Source organism: Ruegeria sp. H8 (assembly GCF_056532905.1).
Window position 1 is genome coordinate 549624 of the sequence record NZ_JBQFNY010000001.1, and the last position, 13914, is coordinate 563537.

Here is a 13914-nt window from a genome sequence, read left to right on the forward strand (position 1 = left end):
GGCAAATGGCCGCTTACGGCCGTCCTCTCGCTGCACGCCCCCGGTCCGCACCAATGGTGCGGCTGATCAGGCTGATTTTCCAGTCGTGGTCAGTCATTCCGCCTCTCAACGTTTGGCGCAACAATTCCAAAACACGGCGACGCAATCTGTTCTGTTTGCGACCTCAACGGAATTTACTTCAGCAAATATCTGCCCAACAAACCTCTGACGGAATTCTAAGGCAGATTTTCTCCCCCGAGGACAGAAATCTGTTATACTGCATTCACTTACTCTTGAGCTTTGCGTGCAAGGAATTGAACTCTGACAAAAGCGATCCCAGTTGAATTATAAGTTAACACATGATCTGAAGCCCGAGTGAAATCGCGTTGAAACAGACTTTTGAACTTTTTTCTGTCCTGATTGTCGTGGCTCTGACGGCCAGCGCCAGCCCGGTTTTGGCAGAGGATTGGACAGGGGGGTACGTTGGGCTCAGCTTTGGGTACGCGGATGCGGATGGACCGGGTGGATCAAGCGGGGACGACACCGCCTTTGGTGCGCATGTAGGCTATGATCAGGATTTCGGGGCTTTCGTTCTGGGCGGTGAACTTGAATACAACCGCCTTTCCCTGAACCTCAGCCAGTCTCAGGGCAGTCTGGACAGCATGACCCGATTGAAACTGCGTGGCGGGTACGATTTCGGCAGCGCGCTGGGGTATGTCGTCGTTGGCGCGGCACGGGCCGAAACATCCGTCGACAGCGATACCGCCGCTGTTTACGGGATCGGCATCGCTTATCCGATTGGCGAGAATTTTGTCATCAGCGGTGAGGCGCTGCGGCAAGACTTCGATGATGTCACCCGATCCACCGGTGGTCTGGATTCTAACGTCTTCAACTTGCGTACAACGTTTCGTTTCTGACAACAGGCTTATTCAGCTGCGTGCTTCCTCGCAAGATGCGACGCGAATTCGCAAAGCGTTTTCAGCGCAACCGCAAAGCGTTCATCCGCTACGGTCATGGCCACCCGTATGTGCCCGGCAGCGGCCTTGCCGAAGCTTTCGCCGGGCATGACGGCAATTTTGTGTGCGTCCAGCAGCGCGTTGGCAAACGCGTCCCCCGACATCCCGGTCGCGCGGATATCCAGCATCAGATACATGGCGCCCTGCGCGGGGACGAGGCCAACGATGTTTTGCGAGGCCAGAATATCCATGGCCAAGGCACGGCGGCGGCGGAACGGAGCAGCGATTTTTTCTTCAAGTTCAACACCCGCGGTCAGCGCAAAACTCGACGCGTCCTGTACGAACCCGGGAACGCCGTAGGTGGTGTGGGTCGCCAGATTGATCAGATGGGCGATGACCTCCTGTGGGCCGACGACCCATCCACATCGCGACCCGGTCATGGCGTGGGACTTGGACATGGATCCAACCACAAGCGTTCGCTCTGCCATGTCGGGCAGCGCACGCGGAGAAAGATGTTCACCGTCCCAGACCTGCGTGTCGTATACCTCATCCGAGATCAGCCAGAGATCGCGCCGCCTGCACACGTCAGCGACCGCCTCGAGCGATTGACGGGAATAGACCACGCCGGTCGGATTGTTCGGCGTGTTGATCAACAACGAAACCGCGCCTTCAGCAGCGGCATCGATCCGCTCGGCCTGAGGCTGGAAAGCGTCATCGGCCGGGTTTTGAACCGCACGGGCCACAGCGCCAACACCCCGAATCGTGCCGGGATAGGTGGCGTAGTAGGGATCGAGATACAATCCGACATCACCGGGATCGCAAACGGCCATATGTGCCGCGAACAGGGCAGCTTGCCCGCCGGGGGTGATCAGGACGTTGTTCCGAGAGGTCGGAACGCCAGTGCGGGTCTGAACCCGTGCGGCGACCGTGTCGCGCAGCAGGTCCGTGCCGGGCACCATCGCGTAACCTGTATGGCCGTTGCGGGCCGACAGCTCCATCGCCCGAAGAATCGAAGGGTCGGTTCGGGTGTCATGTTCACCGATCGTCAATTCGGTTACGGCTTGTCCTTCACTCAACATCCTGCGCGCGCGATAGAACACGTCCCAGCCATCGCTGCCGCCGCCGGTGATCTGCGTGATGCGTTCAGACAATCTCATGAAATCGCCCCTGGTTGCTTTGCGCTGAATGGGGCAGAGCAGTGGCCGTTTGTCAATCAGCTTCGCGGCGCCAGCGTTGCCTGAAGCTTTTTGGTCAGCGATGCGCGTACGAGGTCATAGGAAACCGTCAAACGATGGCGCAGCTCCTCGGTCTCGGCATCAAACGGCAGGCGGACCCAGCTGCGGTGAAAATAGGGGGCTTTCACCGCGACACCGGCATCAATCAGCATCTGAGCCGTCTCCGCATCGGGTGTTTTGACGGAAACACCGTCATTTGCAATTCCGATACAGGCAAACATCTTGCCGCCAACTTTCCACGCGTCATGACCGCCGCCCCATGGGTCTGACAGTTCTGCACCGGGAAATTCCTTGCAGATGGAATTGATGACGTCTCGGTCCATGACGGGCACTCTGCCGGACCCGGTGAACAAACTCAACGCTTGGCTTGGCGGGGATCCCGTGCTAACCGAGGGGCATGAACCCGGTGACCTGCATCATTATCTGCTGCATTACCTGCTGATATATCAAGCGGGCCGGTTTCTTTCGTTTTCATCCCTGAGACAAGTTGCTAAGCCCGCGCCAACGCGCAAGCCTTTGCTGTTTTCTAGGAGCCCGACCGATGACGACGATCAAGCTGCACAACACGCGGACGCGGACGAAGGAAGATTTCGTACCGATCGACCCTGACAACGTGCGGATGTATGTCTGTGGTCCGACGGTCTATGACCGCGCCCATCTCGGCAATGCCCGCCCGGTGGTCGTGTTCGACGTTCTTTATCGTCTGTTGCGCCATGTCTATGGCGCAGAGCACGTGACCTATGTGCGCAATTTCACCGACGTGGACGACAAGATCAACGCCACGGCGCTGGCCCGCAAACAGGCGGGCGCGGAAGGCACGCTGGAGCAACTGGTGCAGGAACGGTCGGATGAGACCATCGGCTGGTACCTGCATGATATGGGCGCTTTGGGCACGTTGGAGCCGAACGAGATGCCGCGCGCGACCCAGTTCATCGCGCAGATGATCGCGATGATCGAAGACCTGATCGCCAAGGGGCATGCCTATGCCGCCGAAGGCCATGTTCTGTTCGCGGTGGATAGCTGGAAAGAAAGCTACGGCAAGCTGTCGGGGCGCTCGGTGGATGACATGATCGCCGGCGCGCGGGTCGAGGTGGCACCCTACAAGAAGAACCCGATGGATTTTGTTCTGTGGAAACCCTCGACCGACGAACTGCCGGGCTGGGACAGTCCATGGGGGCGGGGACGTCCGGGCTGGCACATCGAGTGCTCGGCCATGAGCTATGAGTTGCTGGGTGAGAGTTTTGATATCCATGGTGGCGGCAACGACCTGATGTTCCCGCACCACGAGAACGAGATCGCCCAAAGCAAATGCGCACACCCGCAGGGTGAATTCGCGCGGGTCTGGCTGCACAACGAGATGTTGCAGGTCGAAGGAAAGAAAATGTCCAAATCGCTGGGCAATTTCTTTACCGTGCATGATCTGCTGGAGCAGGGCGTTCCGGGCGAAGTGATCCGCTTTGTCTTTTTACAGACGCATTATCGCAAGCCGATGGACTGGACCGAGAAGAAAGCCCGCGAAGCAGAGGCGACGCTGCGCAAGTGGCGGGCGCTGACATCGGGCATCGAACCCGCTGCCAGCGCGGCACCTGAAGTGATCGCAGCGCTGAGTGACGATCTGAACACAGCAGGTGCCATGGCCGAGCTTTACCGTCTGGCGTCAGATGGAGACGCTGCGGGATTGCTGGCAAGCGCACAAATACTGGGTTTGCTGCTGCCCCAGATGGGGGGCTGGGCGGACACGGCGTCCATAGACCTGAGTGCCCATGCAGATCGCTTGGCAAAGGCCCGCGTATCTGCAATGGAAAACAAGGATTTCTCGGAGGTCGACCGCCTCAAGGCGGCGTATGTTGCGGCAGGGCTTGAGGTTCGAATGAGCAAGGAAGGTGTTGAACTGGTGCCGGGCGCCGGTTTTGATGCCGCCAAGCTGGAGGAGGTCTGATGACCAGAGAACGCCTCTATCTTTATGACACGACGCTGCGTGACGGGCAGCAGACCCAGGGTGTGCAGTTTTCGACCGCCGAAAAGGTGCAGATCGCGCAGGCGTTGGATGCTTTAGGTGTGGATTACATCGAAGGCGGCTGGCCCGGGGCGAACCCCACCGACAGCGCGTTTTTCGAGGCTGCGCCAAAGACCGCGGCCCGGTTGACGGCCTTTGGCATGACCAAGCGGGCGGGGCGCTCGGCCGAGAATGACGATGTGCTGGCTGCGGTGATGAATGCGGGTACGCAGGCCGTCTGTCTGGTTGGCAAGTCGCATGATTATCACGTGACCCATGCGCTTGGCATTTCGCTTGAAGAGAACACGGAAAACGTTCGTGCTTCGGTGGCGCATATCGTGGCGCAAGGGCGCGAGGCGCTGTTTGATGCCGAACATTTCTTTGACGGGTACAAGGACAACGCCGAGTACGCGACGGAAGTTTGCCGGGCCGCGCTGGAAGCGGGCGCGCGATGGGTTGTGCTGTGTGACACCAACGGTGGAGCATTGCCGTCCGAGGTCGGGCGGATCGTGTCCGAAGTGATCGCGGCCGGTCTGCCGGGTGAACGGTTGGGTATCCACACCCATAACGATACCGAGAACGCAGTGGCCTGTTCTCTGGCAGCGGTCGAAGCAGGTGCACGGCAAATTCAGGGAACGCTGAATGGTCTGGGGGAACGCTGCGGCAACGCAAACCTGACGGCGCTGATCCCGACATTACTGCTGAAAGAACCCTATGCCTCGCAGTTCGAAACCGGCGTCAGCCCTGATGCGCTGGCCGGGCTGACCCGCATCAGCCGCATGTTGGACGATGTCCTGAACCGGGTCCCCAGCAAGCAGGCGGCTTATGTGGGCGCGTCGGCTTTTGCGCATAAGGCGGGGTTGCACGCCAGCGCGATCCTGAAGGACCCATCGACTTACGAACATGTAGACCCGGCGAGCATAGGCAATGAACGTATCATTCCGATGTCGAACCAGGCGGGTCAGTCGAACCTGCGCAAACGCCTGACCGAGGCGGGGCTGAGCGTCAAAGCCGGTGATCCCGCATTGGGCCGCATCCTAGAGCGGATCAAGGATCGTGAAGCGGAAGGGTATTCCTACGACACCGCGCAGGCCAGTTTCGAACTGTTGGCGCGGGATGAACTGGGACAACTGCCTGAATTCTTCGAGGTCAAGCGCTACAAGGTCACTGTTGAGCGTCGGAAGAACAAATACAACAAGATGGTCAGCCTGTCCGAGGCTGTCGTCGTGGTCAAAGTGGACGGTGAAAAGAAACTGTCGGTCAGCGAGTCCATGGACGACTCCGGAAACGACAGGGGGCCTGTGAACGCGCTGGCCAAGGCGCTGGCGAAGGATTTGGGCCAGTATTCGCAGATTTTGTCAGACATGCGCCTTGTCGATTTCAAGGTCCGTATCACCCAGGGCGGGACCGAAGCGGTGACCCGCGTCATCATCGACAGCGAAGACGGCCAGGGGCGGCGCTGGTCGACGGTGGGTGTCAGTGCGAACATAGTTGATGCGTCCTTTGAGGCGCTGCTGGATGCGATCCAGTGGAAACTGGTCCGTGATTGCGATCCGCAAAAGGCAGCAGCCGAGTGAGTGTGACCTTCGACGATGATGTCAAAGCCTGCGCCGCGCTGGTTCAGCGAGCGGATCCTGACCGGTTCCGCGCGACGATGGCTGCTCCGGTCGCGGCTCGCGTGGTTTTGTTTCCGATCTATGCGTTGAATGTCGAAGTCGCCCGCGCGCCATGGGTGACGCAAGAGGCCATGATTGCCGAAATGCGGCTGCAATGGTGGCGCGACGCGTTGCAGGAGATTGCAGAAGGGTCCGCGGTGCGGCGGCACGAGGTGGTGACGCCTCTGTCGCGGGTCCTGTCGCCGCATCTGGCAGGCGTACTGGATGAATTTGTTGCCGTAAGACGTTGGGAAATATACCGGGATCCGTTCGAGGATCAGGAACATTTTGACGCCTATATCAACCACAGTTCCGGATCTCTTTTCGTCGCCTCTGCGCAGGCGCTGGGTGTGGCGAATGAAAGCGTGTTGCGCGATTTCGGGTACGGAGTCGGTGTGGCAAATTGGTTCCGCGCCATTCCCAAACTGGAAAAGCGGGGGCGCGTACCTTTGCTGGATGGTACGACGGGCGGCGTTCAGCAACTGGCCCAATACGCTTTGGACCGATTGCGCAAGGCGCGATCAAACCGGGGCGACATCGCACCTGAGGCGCGTCCCGCGCTGTATGCAGGCTGGTTGGCGGAACGGGTGCTGAAGCAGGCCATCGCCCAACCCGAGCGGGTGGCGGCCGGAACGCTTGAACCAGGCGAAATGCGTCAGCGACTGTCCCTGATGTGGACCGTCGGCAGCGGGCGCTGGTGATCAGACCCTTTCGGGATCGGCCGGGCGCAGAACCAGCCACAGCAATGCGCCACCTGCCAGTGTCAGCAAGGGGATCATGGCCAGGTTGACGGCGTTCCACCCCTCGATCGCGGATCCGCCCGAGCAGTTCATCAACCCGCCCGAGGCCAGCGATGCAAGTGTCACACCGCCAAACACCAGCAGGTCATTGAGGCCCTGCATCCGACCACGCTCTTGCGGTTCATGAGATGCGGCCAGCATCGTGGTCGCGCCGATGAAGCCGAAATTCCAACCAATGCCCAGAAGGACGAGGGCAACAAAAAAGTTCCCCAATTCAACGCCTTGCAGCGCAATCACTCCTGATGCGGCAAGTATGGCCAGGCCCAGAGCGACGATCTTTTCAATGCCAAATCGGGCGATCAGGTGCCCGGTGAAGAAGCTGGGAACATACATTGCCAGCACGTGACTTGTCACGATATCCGCCGCGTCATTGGCCGAAAACCCACATCCGACAACCGCAAGCGGTGTCGAGGTCATGACGAGATTCATCAGCGCATAAGACACCATGGCACAGATGATCGCGACGGCAATGCGGGGCGTTTTCAACAGCTCGATCCGTGACCGCCCCTTGGGTTCATCAGCCGCAGGTTTCGCAGGCGTCGGAATGTCGAGAAAGAAGAACAGCGCCGAGCCCAGAACGTTGATGCCGATTACGGCCATATATGTTCCCAGAAACGGGATGACGTATGCTTCAGACGTCAGCTTCACGATCTGAGGCCCAATGATGGCGGCCGCCAATCCGCCCGCCATGACATATGAAATCGCCTTGGGGCGGAAATCGTTTGAAGCGGTGTCTGCTGCTGCAAAGCGATAGAACCCGTGTGCGCTCATATAGATGCCGGTCAGCAGGCTGCCGACTAGAAAGATGGGGAACGAGCCCAGAAACAGGCCATAGGCCCCGATCAGCCCGCCCAGTGCACCGGCGGTTGCCCCGACAAGGAACCCCACGCGACGGCCCCATTTTTGCATGATGGCCGAGATCGGCGTGGCTGCCAGCATCGATCCCAGAACGATCAGGGATATCGGCAGCGTCGCCAGGCAGGGGTTCGAGGCCAGCGATTGACCTGCAAGCCCGCCGACGATGAACATCATCGGCATCTGCGCGCCCAGTATGGCTTGGGCAGCCACCAGCACGGCCACATTGCGTTTGGCCTGCCGGTCGTCCGGAAGGGTTGAAATCATGGTCATGGGCGAATGGTTATCGGCTAAGTGTTTGAGGCACAAGCGGGTTGCATCTGCGTCACATGCGCCTAACGTGCCCCGAGATAGCAGAGCAGGGAGGCCGCATGTCCGCAGGCCGCATCATCGAAACACCGGACTGTGTTGCCGAAGGGGCTGAATGGCTGGCCCAAACCTGTCCGCGCATGGCGTATGCGATGGATCAGACCGGCCCTTTGCCGCTGCGCCGCCGCCCCGATGGGTTTGCGCAATTATTGAGTGCAATCGTCAGTCAGCAAGTCAGTGTGGCTTCGGCCAATGCGATCTGGAAACGGCTTCAGGATGCCAGGTTGACCGGTCCGCGCAAGATCCTGTGGGCAACGGATGATGATCTGCGGGCAGTTGGCCTGAGCCGTCAGAAGATCCGATATGCGCGGGCTCTGGCCGAGGCACGCATCGACTATAAGGCGTTGCGCGATGCAACTGACGCAGATGTCGTCGCCACATTGACGCAAGTTCCGGGTATCGGTGTCTGGACAGCCGAAATCTATGCCATGTTCTCGCTGGGTCGCGCAGATGTCATCGCACCCGGTGATCTGGCCCTGCAAGAGGCGGCGCGCATCCTCTATGACTTGCCTGAACGTCCGACGGACAAGGAACTGCGCAAAATGGCCGAGGCCTGGTCGCCCTGGCGTTCGGTTGCGGCGCGGGTTCTGTGGGCCTATTACCGGGTTGCAAAGCAAAGAGAAGGGATCAGATGACACGGGTTTTGAATGCGCTCCGGAAAGAGCCTGTTTCGGGTGATACGCGCTCGGTCGTGGTGTTCGTGCATGGCTATGGCGCAAACGGTGCCGATTTGCTGGGTTTGGCCGATCCGCTGGGCGAACACCTGCCTGATACGTTGTTCGTGGCCCCCGACGCCCCCGAGCAGATCCCTGGAATGCCAAACGGGTATCAGTGGTTCCCGATTCCGTGGATCGATGGATCTTCCGAGGAAGAAGCCCGCCGGGGCATGGAAATGGCTGTCGAGGACTTCAACGCCTTTCTGGACGCACTGATGGTGGACGAAGATGTTCTGCCCGAACAGGTTGTGCTGTTTGGCTTCAGCCAAGGCACCATGATGAGCCTGCACGTTGCGCCGAGGCGGGAAGACCCCGTGGCCGGGATCGTAGCCTTTTCAGGTCGTTTGCTGGAACCCGATCTGTTGGTGGATGAAACCGTCAGCCGGATGCCTGTCTTGCTGGTGCATGGCGACGCCGATGATGTCGTTCCGCCACAATCCCTGCCGGAAGCGGCCGAAGCCTTGCAGGCTGCCGGTTTCAAAGAGGTCTATGCCCATGTCATGAAAGGCACCGGGCACGGTATCGCCCCGGATGGGCTGAGCGTTGCGCTGGCTTTCATGCGCGACAAGCTGAGCCTTTAGTGTTTGGAATCTGATCTGCGGAGCGCCCATGCGTTCCGCACCGGATCAAGTCCAGAGGTGCGCTTCGGCGAACTCGACCGAGTTTCCGGCCGGGTCGCGCACATACAAAGACCGCACGCCGCCGGGCCAGTCAAACTCGGCATCTACCGGAATATTCCAGTCCAGAAGGTGTTTGCGCATCACTGCGATTTCCTCTCGTGACAGCACAAGACACACATGTCCGGGGCCGCGCGCGCCGTGGGGCGGAACCGGCATACCGGGGTCAAGCGGCGGTTGTTCGGTCTGGTCGGGATTGAATATCAGCAGGACCGACCCGCCAATGCGATAGAATACATGGCGGTCAGCGACACGTTGTATGCGTTCGAGCCCAAGAACTTCGCCGTAAAACTGTTCTGCCGCGTCCAGGTCATCAACATAGAGCGCCGCTTCCAGAATGGCCGAAGGGGCCGGGATGTCAGGCGTTTTCTTCATGACCCCAGTTTAGCAGATCGGGGCAGGGTCTGTCACCGGCGCGGGCGACGGTCGCGCTTGCGTTGAGGGGCCGTGTTCAGTGTCGGCATTGGCAGACTGTCCCACTGCCCGGGCTCAAGATCATCCAGGGTCCAGTCTCCGATGCGGTAACGGATCAGGCGCAGCGTCGGCAGGCCCACGGCAGCAGTCATCCGACGCACCTGTCGGTTTTTGCCCTCACGTATGGTCAGTTCAAGCCAGCTGTCCGGTACCGTCTTGCGTTCACGGATCGGCGGGGTGCGCGGCCAGAGCATTTCGGGCTCGTCGATCCGGCGGGCTTTGGCAGGACGGGTCAGACCGTCCTTCAATTCGACCCCGTTGCGAAGCGTTTTCAGGGCAGCCTCGTCGGGGGTGCCCTCAACCTGAACCCAATAGGTTTTGGCCATCTTGTGCTTTGGGTCAGAGATCTGGGATTGCAGCTTTCCATGATCCGTCAGCAGTATCAAACCTTCACTGTCACGGTCCAGCCTGCCCGCCGGATAGACGCCCGGCAGATCGATGAAATCGGACAGCGTGCTGCGCGGGCTGTCCGAATTGGCGCGGTCGGTGAACTGCGGCAGAACATCATAAGGTTTGTTGAAGCGAATGAACCAGGACATGATCTGCGCATAGCCTGAAGATTACCCCCGGTGCAAGCTGTGGATAACTGTCATGTGCCTGTTACGGATTCGCGTTACCCCGTCTGCGACATATTGTGGAAAATCAGGGCTTGTCAGAGTTTTAACACGATATATAGTTATAAAAAGACCGGGGCGGGTGCTCCCCGCTCTGGTGTCACAAGCGGGCAGCTGAGAGCGAGGAGCGATTCTGTGATGGACGGAGACTTCAGGACCGAATTTGTAAGGGAGCCGGGTGCGCTCAAACAACACCCGGCCCTGGTTTTGAACGCCGATTATCGCCCCTTGTCCTATTACCCGCTGTCACTGTGGCCCTGGCAAGAAGCGATCAAGGCGGCCTGGCTGGATCGGGTCGATATCGTGGCTGAATATGACGAGGTCGTCCGCAGCCCGAGCACCGAGATACGAATACCCTCGGTCGTTGTTTTGAAAGACTATGTAAAACCCAGAAAGCGCGTGGCCTTCACGCGCTTTAATTTATTTTTGCGGGATGAATTCCGCTGCCAGTACTGCGGCAGCCGGGACAACCTGACCTTTGACCATGTGGTGCCACGGGCCGCCGGTGGTGTGACCAGTTGGCAGAACGTGGTGGCGGCGTGCAGCCCGTGCAATCTGCGCAAAGGGTCGAAATCGCTGCGCCAGGCTCGGATGACCTTGCGCAAGCCGCCACGTCAGCCCGATGCCGAAGCGTTGCGCAATATCGGACGGAAATTCCCACCGAACCACCTGCATGAAAGCTGGATCGATTTCCTGTACTGGGATGCAGAGCTGGACGAGTTCTAGGCCGCGCGAGATTTCCATGCGGCCAGCCAGATCAGTACCAGCACAGCAGAAGCAATAGCGTTCCAGCCAGCCATCGAGATGCCGAACATCTCCCAAGGGATATCATCGCACCGCACCAAAGGCGCGGACATGATTTGATCGAACAGATCGTCAGCGGACAGACCGCTGATGCTGCCGGATGTGCAGCTGCTTGGGCCTTCCCACCAACCTTGTTCAACGCCGGCGTGAAATGCACCCACCGCCGAAGTCGTCGCGGCCGCTGCTGCGCCCAGCAAAGGAAGAAAGGTCAGCCTTGGCAATGCCAGCGCCACGGCGCCGATCGCGATGGCCACTGCATGAGGATAGCGCTGCCAGATGCACATCTTGCATGGCGCAAGCCCGCCGAGATGCTGAAAGCCAAAAGCGGCCAGAAGAAGGGCCAGTGATCCAAGACTTGCCACCGCGACAAGTTGCGAACGTCTCGTCATAAGTATTTCACCACCAGGAATCCGCCAAACAGGAGGATGATGAACAAAGTGAACATTAGCCCCAGGCGCTTTTCGATGAAGTCGCGGATCGGCTCACCGAATCCCCAGAGCAGACCTGCGACCAGGAAGAACCTCAAGGCGCGGGCCAGAATCGAGGTCGCGATGAAGGTTCCAAGCGGCATGCCGGTCCAGCCGGACATAATGGTGATGACCTTGTAAGGGAAGGGGGTCACACCCGCCGTCAGAACGGCCCAGAACCCGAAGTCGTTGAACCGGGTATTGAACTCTTCCATGGCATGGGCTTTCCCCATGGATTCCAGAATGGGCTGCCCGATGCTTTCATAGAAAAACGCACCAATCGCATAGCCCAGCATGCCCCCCAGAACCGAAGCCACCAGTGCCACGGTTGCGATCAGCCACGCCCGGGACGGGCGGGCCAGAATCATCGGAATCATCAACACATCGGGGGGAATCGGGAAGAACGAACTTTCGATGAAAGCCACGATGGCCAGCGCCCACAGCGCGTGAGGGTGTTCGGCCAGACGAATGGTCCAGTCATAAAGCGATCGTAACATAAAGCACTCAAATCCCGTTTTCGGTCTGAAGCCCAGCCAAACCATGCGCCTGACGGACCGTCAACAGTCGAGGGCGAAACAAATGGAATATTGGATGGTTTTTGCCTCTGGACCTTCGCTCGGATGGGCGCTAATCCAGTGTTCGTGGCCCAAGTGGCGGAATGGTAGACGCAGGGGATTCAAAATCCCCCGCCTTCACGGGCGTGAGAGTTCGAGTCTCTCCTTGGGCACCACAGTTCCGACAAACTCAGAACACCGTCCGTCCTCTTGGCGGGGTGCCGTGATCAAGGTGATGATCCGCAACCTAGATCTTCATGTCCTGTTTGAGGTCCTCTGTAGCAGCCCGTGAATGCCACGACGTTCCGGGCCTGCTTCAACGACAGATCATCAGGCCCCCGGCCGGGGGGGATCTTGAACCGGGTTGGTGTTGAAGGGCCTTTGCCAGATTCGCCGGAACGTACGACCGTGACTTGCCCTGCCTCCTTGTCCGAAACGCGGTTCGCTCTGTTTCACGGTGATTAGCGCCGGGAATGAGGGCAGGTTTTGAATATGAAGTGATGGGATGAACCCGGACGGTACCCCGTGAACTGATGGGGAAAGTTCGGGATTTATGCTCATATATGCGAATTGGCGCAGGTCAGACCGGTGCCGGCCTTGACATTGCGGGTATCTGAATGAAACCTCGAAAGGGTTGGGAGAAATTGGGAAATTCAAAGATTTGTAGCCGTTGCGATGCGGGCCGGTTTGTATTATCGGCACGCTTCCCTGAGCAGGTGATCAAACTTGATTTCCAACTGCCAGACAAAAAAAGTGGGAGTTAACAGATGAAAAACAGCAGCAAACTGAGCGTCGGCGCCTTCGTCACCGCAGCCCTTCTGGCTCCGGCGGCATATGCCGAAGAGTTCATTACAATCGGTACCGGCGGTGTCACCGGCGTTTACTATCCGACCGGCGGCGCGATCTGTCGTCTGGTCAACAAAGGCCGGAAAGAGCACGGCGTGCGCTGCTCGGTCGAATCGACCGGTGGTTCAGTCTACAACATCAACACCATCCGCGAAGGCGAGCTGGAGTTTGGTGTGGCCCAGTCCGACTGGCAGTACCACGCCTATAACGGCACCTCGAAATTCGAAGAAGCCGGCCCGTTCGAAGGCCTGCGCGCCGTGTTCTCGGTGCACCCCGAACCCTTCACCGTGGTGGCCCGCGCCGATTCCGGCATCACCAACTTTGAAGACCTGAAGGGCAAGCGCGTCAACATCGGCAACCCCGGTTCCGGTCAGCGCGGCACCATGGAAGTTCTGCTGGGCGAGATGGGCTGGACCACAGATGATTTCGAACTGGCGACCGAGCTGAAAGCGGCTGAACAGTCGGCAGCCCTGTGCGACAACCAGATCGACGCGATGGTGTACACCGTTGGCCACCCCTCGGGTTCGATTCAGGAAGCCACCACCGCGTGTGACTCGGTTCTGGTGAACGTCAGCGGTGAGGCCGTGGACAAGCTGGTCAACGAAAACTCGTTCTACCGCAAGGCAACCATTCCCGGTGGCATGTACCGTGGATCTGACGAAGACACCTCGACCTTTGGTGTGGGCGCGACCTTCGTGACCTCGGCCGATGTATCGGAAGATGCGGTTTACGCGGTCGTCAGCTCGGTCTTTGAAAACTTCGATGACTTCAAAAAGCTTCACCCGGCGTTTGCGAACCTGAAGCCCGAAGAGATGATTGCGGATGGCCTGTCGGCTCCGCTGCATCCGGGTGCCGAGAAGTACTACAAAGAAAAAGGCTGGATTCAGTAAACCAGACCTGACGCAGGGTGCCCACGG

15 protein-coding genes and 1 tRNA gene are annotated in these 13914 nt (G+C 59.1%); 9 read left to right on the plus strand and 7 right to left on the minus strand.

Going from position 1 to position 13914, the window contains the following annotated elements; genetic code table 11:
• The first annotated feature begins 365 nt into the window (after positions 1 to 365).
• Positions 366 to 896: an outer membrane protein gene (locus tag ACR0A2_RS02635; RefSeq protein WP_253283440.1), complete on the plus strand. Its 531-nt coding sequence runs from the start codon at positions 366 to 368 to the stop codon at positions 894 to 896.
• 8 nt (positions 897 to 904) lie between these two features.
• Here the strand turns inward: ACR0A2_RS02635 and ACR0A2_RS02640 are convergent, their stop codons facing one another.
• A complete protein-coding gene (locus ACR0A2_RS02640) occupies positions 905 to 2092 on the minus strand; it encodes a pyridoxal phosphate-dependent aminotransferase (protein ID WP_480833961.1) in 1188 nt (395 codons plus the stop codon).
• 56 nt (positions 2093 to 2148) lie between these two features.
• The gene (locus ACR0A2_RS02645) at positions 2149 to 2493 is read right to left on the minus strand and encodes an MmcQ/YjbR family DNA-binding protein (protein ID WP_480833963.1); all 345 of its coding nucleotides are present in this window, start codon (positions 2491 to 2493) and stop codon (positions 2149 to 2151) included.
• 218 nt (positions 2494 to 2711) lie between these two features.
• Here ACR0A2_RS02645 and cysS point away from each other — a divergent pair, with 218 nt between their 5' ends.
• From cysS to ACR0A2_RS02660, 3 genes are read left to right on the plus strand one after another with little or no spacing between them, the layout of a single operon-like run.
• Positions 2712 to 4109: a cysteine--tRNA ligase gene (gene cysS / locus ACR0A2_RS02650; RefSeq protein WP_480833964.1), complete on the plus strand. Its 1398-nt coding sequence runs from the start codon at positions 2712 to 2714 to the stop codon at positions 4107 to 4109.
• Positions 4109 to 5743, plus strand: a complete 1635-nt coding sequence (gene cimA, locus ACR0A2_RS02655; RefSeq protein ID WP_480833965.1) for a citramalate synthase — start codon at positions 4109 to 4111, stop codon at positions 5741 to 5743. Before cysS ends, cimA begins: the two co-directional genes overlap by 1 nt.
• Before the next feature lie 2 nt (positions 5744 to 5745).
• Positions 5746 to 6522: a squalene/phytoene synthase family protein gene (locus tag ACR0A2_RS02660; protein WP_480834463.1), complete on the plus strand. Its 777-nt coding sequence runs from the start codon at positions 5746 to 5748 to the stop codon at positions 6520 to 6522.
• On the opposite strand, the gene ACR0A2_RS02665 is transcribed toward ACR0A2_RS02660, so the two are convergent.
• Positions 6523 to 7749, minus strand: coding sequence for an MFS transporter (locus ACR0A2_RS02665; protein ID WP_480833966.1), 1227 nt, complete (start codon positions 7747 to 7749; stop codon positions 6523 to 6525).
• Positions 7750 to 7847: 98 nt separating this feature from the next.
• Between ACR0A2_RS02665 and ACR0A2_RS02670 the strand changes: the two genes are divergently transcribed.
• Together ACR0A2_RS02670 and ACR0A2_RS02675 are read left to right on the plus strand one after the other, a co-directional pair.
• The gene (locus tag ACR0A2_RS02670; protein WP_480445209.1) at positions 7848 to 8480 is read left to right on the plus strand and encodes a DNA-3-methyladenine glycosylase family protein; all 633 of its coding nucleotides are present in this window, start codon (positions 7848 to 7850) and stop codon (positions 8478 to 8480) included.
• Positions 8477 to 9142, plus strand: a complete 666-nt coding sequence (locus tag ACR0A2_RS02675; RefSeq protein ID WP_152458076.1) for an alpha/beta hydrolase — start codon at positions 8477 to 8479, stop codon at positions 9140 to 9142. Before ACR0A2_RS02670 ends, ACR0A2_RS02675 begins: the two co-directional genes overlap by 4 nt.
• Positions 9143 to 9187: 45 nt before the next feature.
• On the opposite strand, the gene ACR0A2_RS02680 is transcribed toward ACR0A2_RS02675, so the two are convergent.
• Together ACR0A2_RS02680 and ACR0A2_RS02685 are read right to left on the minus strand one after the other, a co-directional pair.
• A complete protein-coding gene (locus ACR0A2_RS02680; protein WP_171632270.1) occupies positions 9188 to 9613 on the minus strand; it encodes a VOC family protein in 426 nt (141 codons plus the stop codon).
• A gap of 32 nt (positions 9614 to 9645) precedes the next feature.
• On the minus strand, positions 9646 to 10251 hold the full coding sequence (locus ACR0A2_RS02685; RefSeq protein ID WP_480833967.1) for an rRNA large subunit pseudouridine synthase E: 606 nt from the start codon (positions 10249 to 10251) through the stop codon (positions 9646 to 9648).
• Between the two features lie 213 nt (positions 10252 to 10464).
• On the opposite strand from ACR0A2_RS02685, the gene ACR0A2_RS02690 reads away from it, so the two are divergent.
• Positions 10465 to 11052, plus strand: a complete 588-nt coding sequence (locus ACR0A2_RS02690) for an HNH endonuclease (RefSeq protein WP_152458073.1) — start codon at positions 10465 to 10467, stop codon at positions 11050 to 11052.
• Here ACR0A2_RS02690 and ACR0A2_RS02695 read toward each other — a convergent pair.
• Complete coding sequence (locus ACR0A2_RS02695) at positions 11049 to 11519, minus strand: disulfide bond formation protein B (RefSeq protein WP_224855945.1); 471 nt, start codon at positions 11517 to 11519, stop codon at positions 11049 to 11051. The two genes, ACR0A2_RS02690 and ACR0A2_RS02695, sit on opposite strands and share 4 nt — an antisense overlap.
• Positions 11516 to 12094 carry a YqaA family protein gene (locus ACR0A2_RS02700; RefSeq protein WP_480445206.1) on the minus strand — a complete coding sequence of 193 codons (579 nt, stop codon included), beginning with the start codon at positions 12092 to 12094 and terminating at the stop codon, positions 11516 to 11518. The genes ACR0A2_RS02695 and ACR0A2_RS02700 overlap by 4 nt, the downstream gene beginning before the upstream one ends.
• 147 nt (positions 12095 to 12241) lie before the next feature.
• Between ACR0A2_RS02700 and ACR0A2_RS02705 the strand changes: the two genes are divergently transcribed.
• Positions 12242 to 12327: transfer RNA gene (locus tag ACR0A2_RS02705), tRNA-Leu, on the plus strand.
• A gap of 591 nt (positions 12328 to 12918) precedes the next feature.
• The gene (locus ACR0A2_RS02710; protein ID WP_152458069.1) at positions 12919 to 13887 is read left to right on the plus strand and encodes a TAXI family TRAP transporter solute-binding subunit; all 969 of its coding nucleotides are present in this window, start codon (positions 12919 to 12921) and stop codon (positions 13885 to 13887) included.
• The last annotated feature ends 27 nt before the right edge of the window (positions 13888 to 13914 follow it).

Excerpts from the sequence above, each read along its gene's own strand:
- ACR0A2_RS02675 (WP_152458076.1), top strand. The coding sequence starts at position 8,477 with ATGACACGGGTTTTGAATGCGCTCCGGAAAGAGCCTGTTTCGGGTGAT.
- ACR0A2_RS02665 (WP_480833966.1), bottom strand. The coding sequence starts at position 7,749 with ATGACCATGATTTCAACCCTTCCGGACGACCGGCAGGCCAAACGCAAT.
- ACR0A2_RS02710 (WP_152458069.1), top strand. The coding sequence starts at position 12,919 with ATGAAAAACAGCAGCAAACTGAGCGTCGGCGCCTTCGTCACCGCAGCC.
- ACR0A2_RS02700 (WP_480445206.1), bottom strand. The coding sequence starts at position 12,094 with ATGTTACGATCGCTTTATGACTGGACCATTCGTCTGGCCGAACACCCT.
- ACR0A2_RS02670 (WP_480445209.1), top strand. The coding sequence starts at position 7,848 with ATGTCCGCAGGCCGCATCATCGAAACACCGGACTGTGTTGCCGAAGGG.
- ACR0A2_RS02685 (WP_480833967.1), bottom strand. The coding sequence starts at position 10,251 with ATGTCCTGGTTCATTCGCTTCAACAAACCTTATGATGTTCTGCCGCAG.
- cimA (WP_480833965.1), top strand. The coding sequence starts at position 4,109 with ATGACCAGAGAACGCCTCTATCTTTATGACACGACGCTGCGTGACGGG.
- ACR0A2_RS02640 (WP_480833961.1), bottom strand. The coding sequence starts at position 2,092 with ATGAGATTGTCTGAACGCATCACGCAGATCACCGGCGGCGGCAGCGAT.
- ACR0A2_RS02690 (WP_152458073.1), top strand. The coding sequence starts at position 10,465 with ATGGACGGAGACTTCAGGACCGAATTTGTAAGGGAGCCGGGTGCGCTC.
- ACR0A2_RS02680 (WP_171632270.1), bottom strand. The coding sequence starts at position 9,613 with ATGAAGAAAACGCCTGACATCCCGGCCCCTTCGGCCATTCTGGAAGCG.
- cysS (WP_480833964.1), top strand. The coding sequence starts at position 2,712 with ATGACGACGATCAAGCTGCACAACACGCGGACGCGGACGAAGGAAGAT.
- ACR0A2_RS02645 (WP_480833963.1), bottom strand. The coding sequence starts at position 2,493 with ATGGACCGAGACGTCATCAATTCCATCTGCAAGGAATTTCCCGGTGCA.
- ACR0A2_RS02695 (WP_224855945.1), bottom strand. The coding sequence starts at position 11,519 with ATGACGAGACGTTCGCAACTTGTCGCGGTGGCAAGTCTTGGATCACTG.